The sequence below is a fragment of the Fluviicola sp. genome (genome assembly GCF_039596355.1).
Lineage (GTDB): Bacteria > Bacteroidota > Bacteroidia > Flavobacteriales_D > Crocinitomicaceae > Fluviicola.
Map to the genome: position 1 here is coordinate 327,462 of NZ_JBCNJW010000001.1, position 15,784 is coordinate 343,245.

15 protein-coding genes are annotated in these 15,784 nt (G+C 45.7%); 7 read left to right on the forward strand and 8 right to left on the reverse strand.

The genetic code is table 11. The features are described from left to right. Positions 1–62: 62 nt before the first annotated feature. Positions 63–557, forward strand: coding sequence for a DUF1398 family protein (locus ABDV94_RS01305; protein WP_343604089.1), 495 nt, complete (start codon positions 63–65; stop codon positions 555–557). Positions 558–569: 12 nt separating this feature from the next. On the opposite strand, the gene ABDV94_RS01310 is transcribed toward ABDV94_RS01305, so the two are convergent. Continuing rightward, positions 570–1,475 carry a hypothetical protein gene (locus tag ABDV94_RS01310; RefSeq protein WP_343604090.1) on the reverse strand — a complete coding sequence of 302 codons (906 nt, stop codon included), beginning with the start codon at positions 1,473–1,475 and terminating at the stop codon, positions 570–572. A gap of 212 nt (positions 1,476–1,687) precedes the next feature. Between ABDV94_RS01310 and ABDV94_RS01315 the strand changes: the two genes are divergently transcribed. From ABDV94_RS01315 to ABDV94_RS01340, 6 genes are all read left to right on the forward strand, one after another. Then, the gene (locus tag ABDV94_RS01315) at positions 1,688–2,116 is read left to right on the forward strand and encodes a DUF1801 domain-containing protein (protein ID WP_343604091.1); all 429 of its coding nucleotides are present in this window, start codon (positions 1,688–1,690) and stop codon (positions 2,114–2,116) included. Positions 2,117–2,199: 83 nt separating this feature from the next. After that, a complete protein-coding gene (locus ABDV94_RS01320; RefSeq protein WP_343604093.1) occupies positions 2,200–2,790 on the forward strand; it encodes a hypothetical protein in 591 nt (196 codons plus the stop codon). An 88-nt stretch (positions 2,791–2,878) separates the two neighbouring features. Beyond that, complete coding sequence (locus tag ABDV94_RS01325) at positions 2,879–4,294, forward strand: aldehyde dehydrogenase family protein (protein ID WP_343604095.1); 1,416 nt, start codon at positions 2,879–2,881, stop codon at positions 4,292–4,294. 196 nt (positions 4,295–4,490) lie between these two features. After that, positions 4,491–5,297 (forward strand): AraC family transcriptional regulator, encoded by an 807-nt coding sequence (locus ABDV94_RS01330; RefSeq protein WP_343604097.1) that lies wholly within the window; start codon positions 4,491–4,493, stop codon positions 5,295–5,297. A 68-nt stretch (positions 5,298–5,365) separates the two neighbouring features. Further along, complete coding sequence (locus ABDV94_RS01335) at positions 5,366–6,256, forward strand: LysR substrate-binding domain-containing protein (RefSeq protein WP_343604099.1); 891 nt, start codon at positions 5,366–5,368, stop codon at positions 6,254–6,256. 80 nt (positions 6,257–6,336) lie between these two features. Then, positions 6,337–7,311 carry a putative sulfate exporter family transporter gene (locus ABDV94_RS01340; RefSeq protein WP_343604101.1) on the forward strand — a complete coding sequence of 325 codons (975 nt, stop codon included), beginning with the start codon at positions 6,337–6,339 and terminating at the stop codon, positions 7,309–7,311. Here the strand turns inward: ABDV94_RS01340 and ABDV94_RS01345 are convergent. The 7 genes from ABDV94_RS01345 to ABDV94_RS01375 form a co-directional block, all read right to left on the reverse strand. Next, positions 7,297–7,470: a hypothetical protein gene (locus ABDV94_RS01345; RefSeq protein ID WP_343604103.1), complete on the reverse strand. Its 174-nt coding sequence runs from the start codon at positions 7,468–7,470 to the stop codon at positions 7,297–7,299. The genes ABDV94_RS01340 and ABDV94_RS01345 overlap by 15 nt on opposite strands. A 95-nt stretch (positions 7,471–7,565) precedes the next feature. Beyond that, positions 7,566–10,706 (reverse strand): CusA/CzcA family heavy metal efflux RND transporter, encoded by a 3,141-nt coding sequence (locus tag ABDV94_RS01350; RefSeq protein WP_343604105.1) that lies wholly within the window; start codon positions 10,704–10,706, stop codon positions 7,566–7,568. A gap of 3 nt (positions 10,707–10,709) precedes the next feature. Further along, positions 10,710–11,009 carry a DUF190 domain-containing protein gene (locus ABDV94_RS01355; protein ID WP_343604107.1) on the reverse strand — a complete coding sequence of 100 codons (300 nt, stop codon included), beginning with the start codon at positions 11,007–11,009 and terminating at the stop codon, positions 10,710–10,712. A 97-nt stretch (positions 11,010–11,106) separates the two neighbouring features. Beyond that, entirely contained in the window at positions 11,107–12,081 is a 975-nt protein-coding gene (locus tag ABDV94_RS01360; RefSeq protein WP_343604108.1) for an efflux RND transporter periplasmic adaptor subunit, read from the reverse strand. Positions 12,082–12,104: 23 nt separating this feature from the next. Then, the gene (locus tag ABDV94_RS01365) at positions 12,105–13,364 is read right to left on the reverse strand and encodes a TolC family protein (RefSeq protein ID WP_343604109.1); all 1,260 of its coding nucleotides are present in this window, start codon (positions 13,362–13,364) and stop codon (positions 12,105–12,107) included. A 330-nt stretch (positions 13,365–13,694) separates the two neighbouring features. After that, a complete protein-coding gene (locus ABDV94_RS01370; RefSeq protein ID WP_343604111.1) occupies positions 13,695–15,080 on the reverse strand; it encodes a HAMP domain-containing sensor histidine kinase in 1,386 nt (461 codons plus the stop codon). After that, positions 15,077–15,760 (reverse strand): response regulator transcription factor, encoded by a 684-nt coding sequence (locus tag ABDV94_RS01375; RefSeq protein WP_343604112.1) that lies wholly within the window; start codon positions 15,758–15,760, stop codon positions 15,077–15,079. Before ABDV94_RS01375 ends, ABDV94_RS01370 begins: the two co-directional genes overlap by 4 nt. Positions 15,761–15,784 lie beyond the last annotated feature (24 nt).

The window sequence follows — 15,784 nt, forward strand, 5'->3', positions numbered from 1 at the left end:
TTTTTACAATCAGGGGTATTTCCGTAATATCATCTTTGTACTGCAATCATAAAGCAAAAGCAATGAAGGTACAGGGAGTAAAATCTACGATCATCTTAACGGGGCTTAGCATCGTGGTTGCATGTCATACAACCAATCGTTTAACAATTAAAAAACAGGAAAAAATGTTTACAGCAGAACAAATCAAGGCAGCACACAGCAACGTAAAATCTGGTGCAGACTTCCCGGCTTATGTCAAAGAAATCAAGGCGATGGGAGTGACCTATTATGAAGCCTATGTGACAGACGGTCATATCGATTACCATGGAGCCAACGGTCATAGAACAAAAGTGCCTGCAAAATATGAGGCGATACCAATTGCCGATACCGCAAAGAGTGAAGCGTTTAAGACAGAGCTGATCGCTCATCAACAGGGCAAGACCGACTTCCTGACTTTCATTAAAATTTGTGCTGATTTTGGTATTGAAAAATGGGTAGTCTGTATGGCGAAAATGACCTGTACTTATTACGATAAGGCAGGAAACGAAATCCTGGCAGAACAAATTCCCACTAATTAATCTAAAAAACTCCTACAATCGGTTGATAGCCGCAAGAAGACTGCGCAAATCCTGCTGCACCGTTCGGACGCTTGCCTGAAGTTCGTTGTTCATATCCGATAAATGCTGAATACCTTCTTCCGAAAAGTTGCCTCCAGATCCGAAATAAAGCTGTTCATCCGACACATTGACCTGGTTGTTAAAGACGAAAATCAACCATCTTTTCCTGAGGGTTTGTATTAGGGAAAGTTCACCGTCATTACTAAACGACTTCTCGTTCATCACACGCCACAATGCAGGAGGAAATGCGGTATTGTCGTTGTTTTCCCACCAGACGTTCTTGAGAAGGCTGCGATTGATTTCCAGGGCTATTTTTTTACCCCTGGGTTTAAGCAGTAGAAAACCAAGTCCGGCGCCTGTAATACCGCCTCCGATACTAATTGCCGTATTGGCATCATTGTTTTTGATAAATGCCGTAGACAAAGTAATAGCAGCTCCGATAGCGATAGAAGCAACGGTTAGCCTGTTGTTTATTTTGTCGTTGCGGTCGCCGAGGAATTTTCCCAATTGATCAAACCGTTCCCCATTGCAGTCCAGTTCTGCTGCAACGGCATTTATTTCCGTTTGAAAGAGTAGAATCTTGTCGGTCATTTTTTGTTTCGCTTCCAATCTTTCTAAGGGAGTAGCATCAACACGTGAAAATTGAGAAATCAGTGACACCAAACCGATATGAGTAGCCAGAATATAATCGTGTTCGGATAAGCTGGAGGAAACCACCGTATCTGGAGTACCCGTTTCTACCTTCTCATCCAGATAGGGAATGTTCGGAGCACAATAGTTGTTGCTGAGAGCCGTTGTTTTGGAAGTATGTATCACTGGTGAACAAGACAGGAGCATCCCTGCCGTTATAACTGTCATTAGATATCCGATCCACTTCATCTGCTTTATTTAATCCCTTACTTTTAGTGAGATCAATAATAGGATTTTCCTTCAATAAATATCCGGTTTTAGGGCGATTTTTACAAAGTCAGCTTTAAATCCGGTTATGCAAATTGCTTTTACAAAGTAATTGCCAGGGAATAGCAGGCAGATACACGTCATTTCACAATTAATCCGTACTATTGAACCAATCCCCGTAATTCCCTATTTGTATGAGTGTAGAAGAACAAATCAAAGAACACCTTGCCGGACTGGAAGAATCGAAGCGCAGTGAAATAGAGGAAATCCAGCGGATAGCCCTGCGGGTGTCACCGGGATGCCAGGTGTGGTTCGACAACGGAAAAGACAGTGAGGGGAAAACGGTCGCCAATCCGACAATCGGGTATGGGTTCTTTACAATCCGGTATGCAAACGGAACAACCAAGGATTTCTTTCAAATCGGTTTGAGTGCAAATGCCACCGGAATTTCGGTTTACATCCTTGGTCTCAAAGACAAAACCTACCTGGCCCGGACTTTTGGAGAACAATTGGGGAAAGCGAAGGTGACCGGCTACTGCATCCGTTTCAAAAAGCTCAAAGACATTGACCTGGAAGTACTCGAAGCCGCTATCAAATTTGGGTTTGAGAACCCGGATGTTTGAGTTAAAAGATCGTTTACAGACGTGGTGTCCTTTACATTTTATAAAGCATGATTTTTAGTACAAAGCGTTGTAAATTTGATTCGATGAATTTAAACACACCCCATATCAAAGCATTCCTGGACGGCGTGGACCTGGTTTTGAACAGCAACACCTTTTTACTGGAATTGAAAGCCGATTTTACTGATGCAGAAAAAGCGACCGAAGAAGTTTCCGAATTTATCCGGTCGGGAGCATTCAAAAATCAGATCCTGAAACAGGATTTGGAACGGGGCTGGGAAAACTATCATTACCTGGGAGTTCCCGATGTGGAAGGTGATTTGTTTAAGCCAAATTTCCGGATTGAGTTGAAAGAACTGTCCAATGAAGCCTCAATCGACTATCTGCGGAATATGCTGACCATCGAGCAGAAGGAATCGGATTTTTACAGCCCTTACAGAAATCAAATGGAGAAAAACAAGGCGCAACAACTGGTGGTCAATTTTCTCCATGAATTGCTCTTACAGATGAACTGGAAACTGTTTCAGCTAAATACCGACTTTTCTTATACCCGCGAAGAAATCAGAAACGAAAATGAGATGGCTTATTTTGAAGGTGATTACGGTTCCGATAGTGCCACGTTGTTGGTCCGGGAAGATGGACGTGCATTCATCCTGCTCACCAATGGATTGGACTGATCTTTTTCTGACTGTTTCAACAAAGTGAACTTGACCGTTTCAGCAAAGTTGGTTGGAGCAAAACCGCGCAACTTTGCAGAAAAAAGAAATGAAACAAATCCATCAAATTTACGTGGACGGAGAATTTGTTACTCCGCACGGAACAGAAACATTCGATCTGATCAGCCCCTTGACAAACCTGAAAACAGGAGAAGTGGTATTGGGCGACGAAACAGATACACGCAGGGCTATCGCGGCTGCAAAAGAAGCATTCAAAACCTTTCGCAAGACAACTGTTGATGAACGAATTGCTTATCTCGGGAAATTACACGCGGCAGTCAGCAAACGGGAAGAGGAACTGGTGAAAACTATGGTCGAAGAATATGGCGGCACGCTGCAGTTCAGCAAAGCAAGTGCGCGAAATGCCATTGAATCCTTCACAAACATGATTCAGGTCTTGCAAACCTTCGAATTTCAGAAAACGGTTGGGCAGTCTCTTGTGCGCCTGGAATCGCTGGGAGTTGTCGGGATCATTACTCCCTGGAATGCCAGCAACAGCTTCATCTGTAACAAATTTGCCACAGCAGTTGCGGCAGGTTGTACGGTAGTTGTGAAACCGAGCGAACTGAGTGCAGCCCAAACACAGCTCATTGTAGAATGCTTTCACGAAGCAGGTCTTCCCAAAGGCGTGTTCAATCTGGTTAATGGTCTGGGAACAGTAGTCGGAGCTGAAATTACCAGCAACCCGGACATCGCAAAAATCTCCTTTACGGGTTCTACTTTTACCGGGAAAATCATTGCAAAAGGCGCAGTAGATACGATGAAACGCGTCACATTGGAACTTGGAGGAAAATCTCCGAACCTGATTTTGGATGATGCCGACCTGCAAACAGCAATTCCAGCAGCCGTTTTCGGTGCATATATGAACAACGGACAGGCGTGTATTGCACCAACGCGTTTATTGGTTCCGGAAAACAAACTGGATGAGGTCAACGCGCTGGCAAAAGCTGCGGTGCGGCAAGTTCAGGTCGGAAACCCGATGGATGAACAAACACACGTGGGACCGCTGGTCAGTGTCAAACAATTTGAACGGGTACAACAGTACATCCGGACAGGATTGGAAGAAGGAGCCGTTTTACTGGCTGGGGGAGGAGGAAAGCCAGAAGGGTTGGAAGCCGGCAACTTTGTTCGGGCAACGATTTTCACCAACGTCCGGAATGATATGCGCATTGCACAGGAAGAGATTTTCGGCCCGGTTCTGTCCATCATTCCATACCAAACAGAAGAAGAAGCCATTGCGATTGCAAATGACACCAATTATGGCCTGGCAGCCTACATCAGCTCCTCGGATAGAGAACGTGCAAACCGCGTAGCAGCACAAATTGACGCCGGAAGGGTGGTAATAAACGGTTTCAAACACGATCCGCAAACGCCGTTCGGTGGTTTCAAGCAATCAGGAATCGGGAGAGAATATGGAGTTTATGGCCTGGAAACATACCTGGAACCCAAAGCCGTTTTGGCGTAGTTAATGAAGGGGAATCAAGTGATCCGGATAATCCTTTTTATTTTCGCTACTTTGTAGAAAAGATAAAATGCAGGTCATTTTAGTCAGACTGATTTTGATTAAAATGATCTGCGAAATCCGCGTGATCGTTCGGCCAAGCTCACGACGAAGTCTGCGGGAAAAAATGAAAACATTTCAGGAACTAAAATTCAATCCAATGAATAACGAAGCAGCCATACTTCCGATCAATTATTCCTGCCACCTGGCAGCCTTTCGTGAAGGCGAGCAGTTTGTGCAAAGTCATTCGTTGGGAATGGTGCTTGCGGGAACCATGGAGCTGAATGATGGAGATACCAAAGAAGTCATCCGGGAAGGGGAGTTGTACTGTGTCAGGAAAAATAACCTGCTTAAGTTTGTGAAATTCCCTCCTCCGGGTGGAGAGTTCAAATCATTGAGTCTCCGTTTCGATGAACAGTTGTTACGCGATTTTAGCCGGGAATACGGATATCAGGCAGAAAACGAACCGGGGGCCGTATTCCTCAAATTAGAGGAAAACAAAACCCTGATCGCCTTCATGCAGTCCTTACTGGAACACCAGGATTTAACTGCCGATGAACAGATGCTGAAGCTGAAACAAAAAGAAGCCCTGCTTTTAGTGTTGAAGATTCATCCGGCTTTAAAAAACGGGCTGTTCGATTTTTCAGAACCGCATAAAATAGACCTGGAGAAATTCATGCAGAAAAACTATCATTTTAATGTGCAGTTGGAAAGGTTTGCCTTTCTTACGGGAAGAAGTCTTTCGACCTTTCAGCGCGATTTTGTGAAGATTTTCCACCAAACGCCCAGTCGCTGGCTGTTGCAGAAACGATTGAAAGAAGCGTATTACCTGATCCGGGAAAAAGGGAAGAAATCCTCGGATATTTACCTCGATTTGGGTTTCGAAGACCTATCCCATTTTTCATTTGTCTTCAAAAAGCAATTCGGGATTACAGCAACGGAACTCGCCAATCAAAAAGAACACTGAACGGTCAATACCGCCGGATCAGATCAAACAATTCCGTATTTTAGCGGGGACGATAATTTCCCGACCAAATGTTTGATTTCCGGTTAAAAGTGTTTCATGTGGTGGCAAAACGGCTCAATTTTACAAGAGCAGCCGAAGAATTGTTCATCACCCAGCCGGCTGTGAGTAAACACATCCACGAGATCGAAGCGTACTACCGGACCAAGCTGTTCGAACGGAACGGTACGAGGATCAAGCTGACTCCGGCGGGAAAAGTGCTGATGAAGTATACCGAACAACTGCAAAACATTTACCGGAACATCGACCTGGAACTCGGAGCGCTGTCGAAAGACGTACGTGGAGAACTGCGGATCGGGGCGAGCACGACGGTTGCAAACTACTTTCTGCCGGGCTATCTGGCCTCTTTCCGGCAAAAATACCCGGATGTAAACGTGCAGCTGACTGCTCAGAATACGGAACACATCGAAAACCTGTTGTCAGAAGGACGAATCGATGCGGGAATTGTTGAAGGGCAGTCCAAACGGCAGCACATCAAATACACGGCCCTGGTCAAAGATGAAATCGTGCTGTGTACGCGAACCAATAATCCGGCGATCCGGAAAGCGCAGATTGCCTTGTCCGAACTGGAAAAATTACCGCTTGTGGTTCGTGAACCCGGTTCAGGATCATTGGAAGTGATCATATCTGCCCTGAAAAACGCAGGTGTGAATTTCAACAGCCTGAAGATCGAAATGGAGTTGGAAAATACGGAGAGCATCAAGCAGTATCTGCTTCATTCAAATGCCTTTGCATTTCTGTCGGTGCATGCTGTTTTTGACCGCTTGAAGAGTGGTGAATTGAAAATTATGGATCTGAAAGGTCTTGAAATAGAACGCTGTTTTTACCTGATCACGCCGCAGGGAGATAATAATCCGTTACTGGAATTTTTTCACAGACACTTGTCTTCTGATAACTTGTAGTTATTGGAAATAGCCAATAGTGATTTCTTTAAACCACTGTTTCTCCTGAATTTTGCCGGAATCAAAACGATTGCATCAAGATGAACAGTAAATCAGGAATAGGTAAGAAAAATGCTTACTGGTTAAATCAAAAAGTAACAATCCGGGAAATTCTCTTTGCGGGATTGGTCGTTATCTGCCTCATGCCTTTTGTTTCTCCACCCCTGGCATTGTTACTGGGAGTGCTTACGGCACAATTGATCGGGAATCCGTTTCCGGCGCTCAATGGAAAAGCCACGCATTTGCTATTGCAGTTTTCCGTTGTGGGGCTCGGATTCGGAATGGATGCAAACCAGGCGTTTTCAGCCGGGAAGGAGGGATTTCTGTTCACGGTTGCCTCTATCTTCGGAGTGCTTTTGCTTGGATATTTGCTCGGAAAAGTCTTCCGGATCGACCCGAAAACATCCTTCCTGATTTCTTCAGGAACGGCTATCTGCGGCGGAAGTGCCATTGCAGCCGTTTCACCTGTAATCGGGGCAGAGGAGAAGCAGATCAGCGTGGCGCTCGGAACCATTTTTATCCTCAATTCGATCGCTTTGTTCCTGTTTCCCGCTATCGGGCAGATGCTGGAGTTGTCGCAGTCTCAATTCGGGATTTGGAGTGCCGTTGCGATTCAGGACACCAGTTCCGTAGTAGGTGCAGCAAGCAAATACGGGAAAGACGCTTTACAGATCGCAACGACGGTCAAACTCACCCGCGCCTTGTGGATTATCCCGGTTGCCTTGTTCAGTGCACGAATCTTCAAATCCGGAAATGCAAAGGTTCAGATTCCGTATTTCATCGGGTATTTCGTGCTGGCAATCATATTAAATACCTATGTTCCGTTTGTTCATTTGGCTGGAGACTGGATAGTTGCTCTTTCCAAAACCGGGCTCACACTCACCTTGTTCCTCATTGGTTCGGGCTTGTCGAAAGAACTGCTGAAATCCGTTGGACTGAAACCCGTTTTGCAGGGAGTACTGCTTTGGATCGCGATTTCTGCCGGAGCATTGTGGGCCGTATTAAGGTTGGTTTGATGCATCAGTCAATAAACTGCTTGCAATCTCATACCGGATGATTCGTTTTAGGGCGTTCATCTGAACAAACACCACACGATGTACCACAACGGACAGACTGGTACGTTGAACCAGGTTGTCAACCAGCGCTTCAACTTCGGATTGCAGGCGTAATTTCAAAAATGGTCACTATTCGCAAGCACCATAAACAAAGACAGACGCACGGGGAGCAACTGGTGCTTTCGTGCGTCTGATTCCTGGTCGTAAATAAAGGATTATTCTTCTTTTTTCTCCTGTTTTTTGATGCGCTTTTCATTCTTGTTAGCCCACCAGTAAAGTGGTGGAATCAGAACAGGAGCAAAGAGTAGGGTGCTCGTAAGTCCTCCGATAATTACGGTTGCCAAAGGGCGTTGTACATCCGAACCGATTCCTTTTGAAATCGCTGCCGGAATAAGTCCGAGGATTGCCAGAACCAGGATCGACAACAAGGCCCGGAGTTGTTCTTTTGCCGTATCTCCGACCATTTTCTGGCTGATTCCATTGGCGAACATGGCACGTTTCAGAGCAGAAACCAATAGTACGCCGGCCATTACGGAGATTCCGAAAATAGATACGAAACCAACACCTCCGGATACGTTGAAGTAATACCCGCGGATCAGCAGGGCAATGATTCCTCCTGCAAGGGCGAATAAGACACAACTTGCCGTAATGAGCGTGTGGCGGAAATTCTTGTAGAGCATGAACAGGAACGTAATCACCACGACCAATGTGAGTGGAATCGTCAAAGCCAATTGTTTTCCGGCACGTTCCAGGTTTTCATACTGACCACCGTAAACCAATTCATAGCTTTTCGGAATTTTGATCTGCGTTTTGATTTTCTTCTGAAGCTCTTTCACAAAACCACCCTGGTCGCGTCCGCGGATATTCGTTCTGACCGTGATCATGCGCTTGTTGTTGTAGCGGTAAATATTCGTTTGACCTTCTACAAAATTGACATCCGCCAGCTGTTCCATCGGGATCAGTGCGCCATTTACAGAAGGCACCAGCAATTTCTTAATCTCGTCAATGTTGTTCCGGAACTGAGGCAGGTAACGAATCACGATGTCGTAACGCTTGGTTCCGTCATACAAGACCGAAATCTGTTTTCCACCGATTGCCGCTTCGATCATGTTCTGGATATCGGACACATTGATTCCGTATCGGGCTGCATTTTCACGGTTTATTTTGATAGCAAGCTGTTCCTGCGTTCCTTCCTGTTCGATATTCACACCCTCGCTTCCGCTCATACCCCGTACGATGTCGGCAATACTGTCTGCTTTTTGGCGCATCATCACAAGGTCGTCGCCTACGATAGACACTGCCAGGTCGGCAGCACTTCCCGTCACGATTTCCATAACCTGGTCGATGATCGGCTGCCCGGAAGTAAATTTCACACCTGGCAATTCGCTTTCCAGGTCAGAGCGGATTAGCTTCACGAGTTCTTTTTTCGAAATGGTATCGCTCCACAAGCTGTATTCTTTTAGCCCGACAAGGATTTCATTCCGGTTGGAAGGGAACGGGTCGGTTCCGTCATCATTGCGTCCGGTTTGGGTAATTGCAAAGGCAATTTGAGGATAGCGGGTAATGATTTTTCGGATTTTCGGAGCGTATTTCGCATTTTCCTGGATGGTGATTCCAGCCGGGAAATTCCCGCGCAGGAAAATTGAACCCTCATCCAGTTCCGGCAAAAACTCCGAACCCAGTTTCATCCCGAACCCAATGAGTACCAGTACGACTCCAAACCCGATGAGTACCGTTTTTTTGTAGTGTTTCAACAACTTGTCGAGGGTTTTTGAATAACTCTTCTCCAGGAAAGAAAGCACGATGTTTTTGTGTTCTTTGAAGGATTTATCCGGACTTGAAATGGCTTTGTTGTAGACAAACGAAACCAATACCGGGATAAAAGTCAGCGCAGCAAGCATGGAACCGATCACCGCAAAAGCAAGTGTAAGTGCCATCGGGGAGAACAATTTTCCTTCCACGCGGGTCATGAGCAGGATCGGCATGTAAGCCAGGATGATGATCGTTACCGAAAAGAAGATTTCACGTCCCACTTCCTGTGCTGCGAGCAACGTAATGTGCACGATGCCGTTTTTCTTTTCTTCTATGGTAGCTGTCCGGTATTTCCGGATGAGGTGTTCCGTCATGACGACGGCTCCGTCCACGATAATTCCGAAATCGATAGCTCCCAGGGAAAGTAAGTTGGCAGGAATGCCCACGAAGCGCATGATGATAAACGCGAAAAGCAAAGAGAATGGAATGGTGAGCGCTACCACCAAGGCGCTTCGGGCACTTCCCAGGAAGAAAATAAGAATGATAATGACGATGCTGACACCTTCAAAGAGTGTTTTTCCAACCGTGTGTAACGAGTGATCGATCAGGAAGCTGCGGTCATAAAGCGGACGGAGTTTGACACCTTCCGGAAGTTCGTGCGCCTGCAAATCTGCCATGCGTTGCTTGAGTTCTTTCAATACCTCGCTTGGGTTTTCATAACGGCGCAAAAGCACAATTCCTTCCACTCCGTTATTAACATTTACGTGATCGTCCGTTACGGTATATCCCAATACCCCGCTTGGCGGCGGCGGCGTGATTTCAATGCTCGCCACATCGCGTACAAAAACCGGGATTCCGTTTTCGGATTTCAACACAATGTTTTCAATGTCTTTTTCGTTTTTGATTGCTCCAAGCCCGCGAACCGTAAATCCTTGTCCGCCGCGTTCAATGGAGTTTCCACCAGAGTTTTGGTTGTTGGTCACAATCGCGTTTTCCACTTCTGCCAGTGTGAGGTTATACCGGCGCAGTTTGTTCGGATACGTCAGGATGTGGAACTGTTTGAGTGGTCCGCCGAAAGTCACGATATCCGCAATTCCGTCGGTTTGCAAGAGGTATGGCTTGATAGTCCAGTCCTGCAAATCCCGTAATTGGGTAGGAGAGTAGGTCGGAGGAGCTTCCACCACATAGCGGAAAATCTCACCGACTGCTGTCGACATTGGAGCGAGTTCAGGTGAAACACCGTCCGGCAATTGAGCCGCTGCCAGGCGTTCCATAATCTGCTGACGCGCAAAATAATCGTCCGTTCCGTCTTTAAAGGTCAGCTGCACAACGCTCAACCCGAAAATCGTCCGGCTTCTGCGGTCGAGTACGTTCGGTGTATTTTGCAAAGCGCGTTCAATCGGAACGGTTACCTGTTGTTCCACTTCCTCAGCGGCGCGCCCCTGGTATTGTGCAACAATGATCACGTTTGTATCGGCAATGTCCGGATATGCTTCAATTTTCAACTGGGTGAAGCAGTAATAACCGGCTGCCATCAGTACAAAACTTATCGCGACTACCAGCCAGCGATTTTTGAGTGAAAATATGAGGAGGTTCTTAATCATAATCTACCACAGTTCTACTTCGTGGGTGACAATAAATCCGCCACGGTAATGTTTTCTTAATTCGGTTAATGCTTCTTTGACTTTTTTCGCTTCGTCGATAAATACGATAACCATCGGTGTTTCGTCAAATGAAAATTGCTGCGTGGGTTGCTTCAGGCGGTGATGTCTCCCGAATCCCGAATGGCCGGTAAATGCCGTTGCGCCCGCAATTCCGTGTTCGATCAGTAATTGCATAACAAACTGGTGCAGCGGATGGATTCCTCTGAGTTCATCCTGGTCAATGTAGATTTGTGCCTGTAACATACTCAACGGTTTTTATGGTTTTTGTATCAGAGTCAAGAGTCAGGACTTCCGGAGTCGAGACCTTGAGCTTTTAAACGTTTGAACTTTTTCAGTCTTTCTAATATCCGAATGACAATCCTTTCAGCTGCATCACGCCTTCCACGGCAATATTTTCGTTTGGATTCAGTCCGCCGAATACCAAAACCCGGTTTCCGATTTGCTGTCCAACCTGGATTTCCCGGCGTTCAAACGTATTGTCTGATTTCTTCACGAACACATACGATTTCCCCTGTACGGTAATCAGTGAAGCGTTGCTGATGTTGATGAAATGATCTTCGCTCAAACCGAAGGAAACGCTTGCAAACATCCCCGATTTCAACCTGTTGGTCGGGTTTTTAATGGAAATCCGCACTTTGATCATCCGGGTAATGTTGTCTACCATATCTGCAACCGCGTCAATTTTTCCCACGAAGTTTTCGTCCGGGAAGGCGGTAAATACGATATTACACGGCTGTCCTTCCTTGATTCTGCTGATCTGGTTCTCCGGAATGTCGCATACCAGGTAAGCTGTTCCCGCTTTTGCATGCTGCAGTACTTCCGGTTCAAAACCCGCCGCAATCAGTTTCGCTTCGTGCTCTACCAATGCCGCTTTTTCGTTTGCCAGGTTCGTTTGTTCCATCGACAAAGCCGTTTGTGCATTCAGCAAATCTTGTCCCGTTGCAGCTCCGTGTGCCTGTAATTCTTTCGTTCGGGATAATTCCAGCTGTCGTTGTTTGATGTTGATGTTGTTGATCTGGCTGATGTTGATGCGGTGCTGCATCAGCAGGGTGTAACTTCCCGCCAGTTCCGGGTTTTCAAACAATACAATTGCTCCTTCTCCGGAAGAAATGACCGTTGCCGAAATTTTAGCCGGAGCCGTGAACTCGGCCGTGAGGTTGTTGTTACTCACTTGTTCTGTTTTGAAAAAGGACAAGCTTCCCGGATCGGGGAACGAAATGGTTTGTCCGTTATCCGTCACAACGGGCGTGGGATCTTTTTCCTGAACCTTTTTTTCGTTGCTTCCACAAGCAGAAAGCAGTAGGAAAAGTGCCATCGTATAAGTCAGATTCTTCATTGTTATTGTGCTAATTGATTGATTAAACCTGTTGCATAAAGCAATTGAATGTAGCTTTCACGGTATTGCTGTAAAGCGTTGTAATACTGCTGTTGTGTTTCCAGCCAGCTGCGTTGTGCTTCCAGGAAATCGATGATTGTTGTTCCGCCTTTCAGGTACGCGTATTTGACGTTGTCCAGAATGGTTTCGGATTGTGATAATACGGTTTTGAAATTCTCAATATTTTTTCGCTGCAGATCGTAGCTTGCGAATGCAGTGGAGATTTCTGTCTGTAACTGCGTTTGAATGGTTGTAATGTTCTGTTCGGCCTGTTTTTCCAGTAAGTACGACTTTTTGATCTCGCCCTGGTTCCGGTTAAAGAACGGCAGATCAATCGTTGCGTAAATCCCGAAATACTGAATCGTATTCTGCGGGTTGTAGATCACACCCAACTCAGGCTGAGGAACCGCCAAACTTTTTTGCAGTTTGATATTGCTTTCGGAAACATCCAGCAGGGATTTGGCTGCCTGAATATCGCTGCGGTTTTGCAGCGATTGGCTCAGCAAACTGTCCAAATCTGTTGGAATGGCGAATAAAAATGCATCGTCCGGATCAATACTCACACTGTCCTGGGTTCCAAGCAGGAATTTCAATTCTTTTTGTCTGTTGATGAGTTCCTGTCTGGACGTTTTGTATTGAATGCCGTATTGTTTTGCCAGCAGTTCGGTGCGGAACAAATCGGTTTCGGTGATCACCTGGTTCTTGAAACGAAGCTTGTTGGTAATCACCAGGCTGTCGATGTTGTCTTTCGCCGTTTGAAGAATGTCGAGTTGTTTCTGTGCAGTCCACACTTCCATCCATTTGGCAGCAACCTGGGAGAACAGCTCACGTTCCGTTTCCGCATATTTCCGTTGAGCAAATGCCACATTTTTGTTGGCAACTTCTACTTTGTATTTGCGTTGTCCGGCAACCTGGAAAGGTTTGGTTAACTGCCACCAAATCTGCTGATTCTTCCCGTTGTACCAGTTCGAATTAGCTGGAAAATGGGAAGGTTGCCCCAATTGGAGTAACTGGTTGTTCAGGTTCAGATTCGGTCGAAGCTTGGCGCTGATGACGTCCGTTTGCGCAATTTCAACGTTGTATTGCTCCGTTTTTAAAACCGGATTGTTGTTTTTGGCAGTTTGCAATGCCTTCTGCAGGGTGTAGCTGGTTTGTGCATGCGACTGAAAGCACACCGCAAACGCGATAAACACAGGAAAAGCAGTTGTTAAATGGAGTTTCATTGCACTGATTGAATAAGTCTTTATCAGTTACAAAGTTCTGCCGGAATCATTAAAAAGACTGTTAGAGATCTGCTAGAAAAAAATTAGAATTTTATTAGAAGGGGAGGAGGTTTAGAGACAAGGCTTTTGGAGTCATGAAACAAGACCTGAAAAAGGGGGATTCGACCACCATGTTACAAATGTATAAAATGGTGTGAAAAGTCCGTTTTTACTGGGTTGTATTGTAGATATGTTCACCAAAAATTCACCAAATAAACTGACAGAATAATGGTTTCTAATTATTCAAAATAAGCTGAAAAAGCTGACTGAGCGGAGTCGAAGGCATCTTTTTCAATCCCAACCAAGCTGCGGCAGTTCCAGTGAAAAAGTCGTTCCTGCTCCCTGTTTGGAAGTAACGGAAATCGTTCCGTGGTGCAGCAAAACAATTTTCTCCGTCAATGAAAGCCCGATTCCGTTTCCTTCCGCGAACTTCTTGTTGTCGCCCCGGTAGAAAGGAAGGAAGATGTTTTTCAGATCGTCTTCCGAAATCCCGATTCCGTTGTCGGAAAACTGGAGCAGGATTTTCTCTTCCCGGAAAGAGATTGAAACAACCGACTGCTTATCGGCGGAGAACTTACACCCGTTCTCAAACAGGTTCACAAAAGCAACCTTCAATAGGTATTCGTTTCCTTTAACAGAAACCAGATCGTCGTCTTCCGCTTTCAGGAACTCAGCATCGAAATGGATGTCAATTTTATAATCCGGGTTTCCCTGCTGCACCTGCTGGCGGGCATCCAATAAAATTTCATCGATGCGGATCGTTTTAAAGGCAATTTCGGAAGGATCGTAGCTTGCTTTGGCCAAATCGAGCAGGCTGTTGGAAAGACGAACCAGTCTTTTGGCATCATTCAGCGCATTTTCGATCGCCGTCTTGTATTCCTCGGTAGTACGATCCTTATGTGTAGACAATTCCAGCTCTGTGATAATCGCTGCAAGCGGAGTACGCAGTTCATGCGAAATATTGGAAACGAAGTGCTTCTGTGCATCAAAGGAATTTTCCAGTCGCACGAGCATCTCATTGAAGGTACTGGCTAATCCGGATAATTCGTCTTTGCTTCCGTTTACCGCCAGGCGCAGATCGAGGTTGGTAGCCGAAATCAGTTTGGCGCGCTCCGTCATTTCTTTCACCGGTTCGAAGGCCTTTTTGGAAAAGAACCTGCCTGCAATGTAAATGAACAAAACGGAAATAATGAAGACAATGACGATTGTTCGGAATAAACTGTGGAGCTTTTTGTAGCCGTAATGATCCACGGAAGTGGCCGTGAGAATATAGTCTTTTCCGTTGAAAACATAACGCAATCCCACAACCTGCCAGTCGTCCTGGTAAAACCCGATTTTCCCTTTGTGGTAAATCTCCCGGATCATTTTAGGAGTTTCCTTCACGAAGTCAATATCCGCTGCATCGTGATAGAGCAGGTTGAAGTGACTGTCGTAAATGGCAACTTCCACTTCGTTCATAATCTGCCTGTTGCTCCGGTAAATGTCCTGCAAGGTTTGATTTTTAATATCGGCATTGAAAAACAGGTTTGCCTTGGTCAATGCTTCCTTTTTAAGCAGGGAATAGAATTCCCGTTCGCGGTTTTTTTTCGCGGAATAGTAAATAATGTAGGCAAAAGCCAGCAGGATTGTCGCTGTAATGATCGTAAACAGCAGGGTTAATCGTGTTCTTATTTTCATTCCGTTTTCAAAATAAATCCCATTCCCGATTTGGTGTGGATGAGTTTCTTCTCAAAATTCTTCTCGATCTTCTTTCTCAGGTAATTGATATACACATCGATGAAATTGGTTCCGGTGTCGAAATGCGTATCCCATACCTTTTCGGCAATTTCTACCCGTGAGAGTACGCGCTCGGGGTTTTGCATCATATACATCAACAAGTTGAATTCTTTGGGGGTGAGGCTGATTTCCAGTCCGCTTCGTTTAACGATTTTAGTGTGCAGGTTCATTTCCAAATCGTCATACTTCAGGATGTTTCCGGTTGTATTGGCGCTTGTTTTGGAATGGCGTTTGAGCAAAGCACGAATCCGGGCAAGTAATTCCCGCATTTCGAATGGCTTCACCAGATAATCGTCTGCACCGGCATCAAATCCTTCTATTTTGTCGTCAGTTGTTCCCAAAGCGGTGAGCATAATAATCGGGGTGTCCGGTTTGCTTTGCCGGATTTCCTTGCAGACATCCAGTCCGTCTATTTTGGGAAGAATGATATCTGTAATGATCAGGTCGTAGTCGTTTTGCAATGCGAGTTTCTTCCCGGAAAGTCCGTCATAGGCCAAAGCAAGTTCAAACCCCTGTTCCTGGAGCCCGCGCTGGATGAGTTCAGCCACCCGCAAATCGTCTTCGATGATCAAAATATGCATGATCACAAAGGTATCAATTCACGG

What these genes read in the sequence shown, in the direction of transcription:
- ABDV94_RS01305 (WP_343604089.1), top strand. Translation starts at nt 63, where the DNA reads ATGAAGGTACAGGGAGTAAAATCTACGATCATCTTAACGGGGCTTAGC.
- ABDV94_RS01310 (WP_343604090.1), bottom strand. Translation starts at nt 1,475, where the DNA reads ATGAAGTGGATCGGATATCTAATGACAGTTATAACGGCAGGGATGCTC.
- ABDV94_RS01315 (WP_343604091.1), top strand. Translation starts at nt 1,688, where the DNA reads ATGAGTGTAGAAGAACAAATCAAAGAACACCTTGCCGGACTGGAAGAA.
- ABDV94_RS01320 (WP_343604093.1), top strand. Translation starts at nt 2,200, where the DNA reads ATGAATTTAAACACACCCCATATCAAAGCATTCCTGGACGGCGTGGAC.
- ABDV94_RS01325 (WP_343604095.1), top strand. Translation starts at nt 2,879, where the DNA reads ATGAAACAAATCCATCAAATTTACGTGGACGGAGAATTTGTTACTCCG.
- ABDV94_RS01330 (WP_343604097.1), top strand. Translation starts at nt 4,491, where the DNA reads ATGAATAACGAAGCAGCCATACTTCCGATCAATTATTCCTGCCACCTG.
- ABDV94_RS01335 (WP_343604099.1), top strand. Translation starts at nt 5,366, where the DNA reads ATGTTTGATTTCCGGTTAAAAGTGTTTCATGTGGTGGCAAAACGGCTC.
- ABDV94_RS01340 (WP_343604101.1), top strand. Translation starts at nt 6,337, where the DNA reads ATGAACAGTAAATCAGGAATAGGTAAGAAAAATGCTTACTGGTTAAAT.
- ABDV94_RS01350 (WP_343604105.1), bottom strand. Translation starts at nt 10,706, where the DNA reads ATGATTAAGAACCTCCTCATATTTTCACTCAAAAATCGCTGGCTGGTA.
- ABDV94_RS01355 (WP_343604107.1), bottom strand. Translation starts at nt 11,009, where the DNA reads ATGTTACAGGCACAAATCTACATTGACCAGGATGAACTCAGAGGAATC.
- ABDV94_RS01360 (WP_343604108.1), bottom strand. Translation starts at nt 12,081, where the DNA reads ATGGCACTTTTCCTACTGCTTTCTGCTTGTGGAAGCAACGAAAAAAAG.
- ABDV94_RS01365 (WP_343604109.1), bottom strand. Translation starts at nt 13,364, where the DNA reads ATGAAACTCCATTTAACAACTGCTTTTCCTGTGTTTATCGCGTTTGCG.
- ABDV94_RS01370 (WP_343604111.1), bottom strand. Translation starts at nt 15,080, where the DNA reads ATGAAAATAAGAACACGATTAACCCTGCTGTTTACGATCATTACAGCG.
- ABDV94_RS01375 (WP_343604112.1), bottom strand. Translation starts at nt 15,760, where the DNA reads ATGCATATTTTGATCATCGAAGACGATTTGCGGGTGGCTGAACTCATC.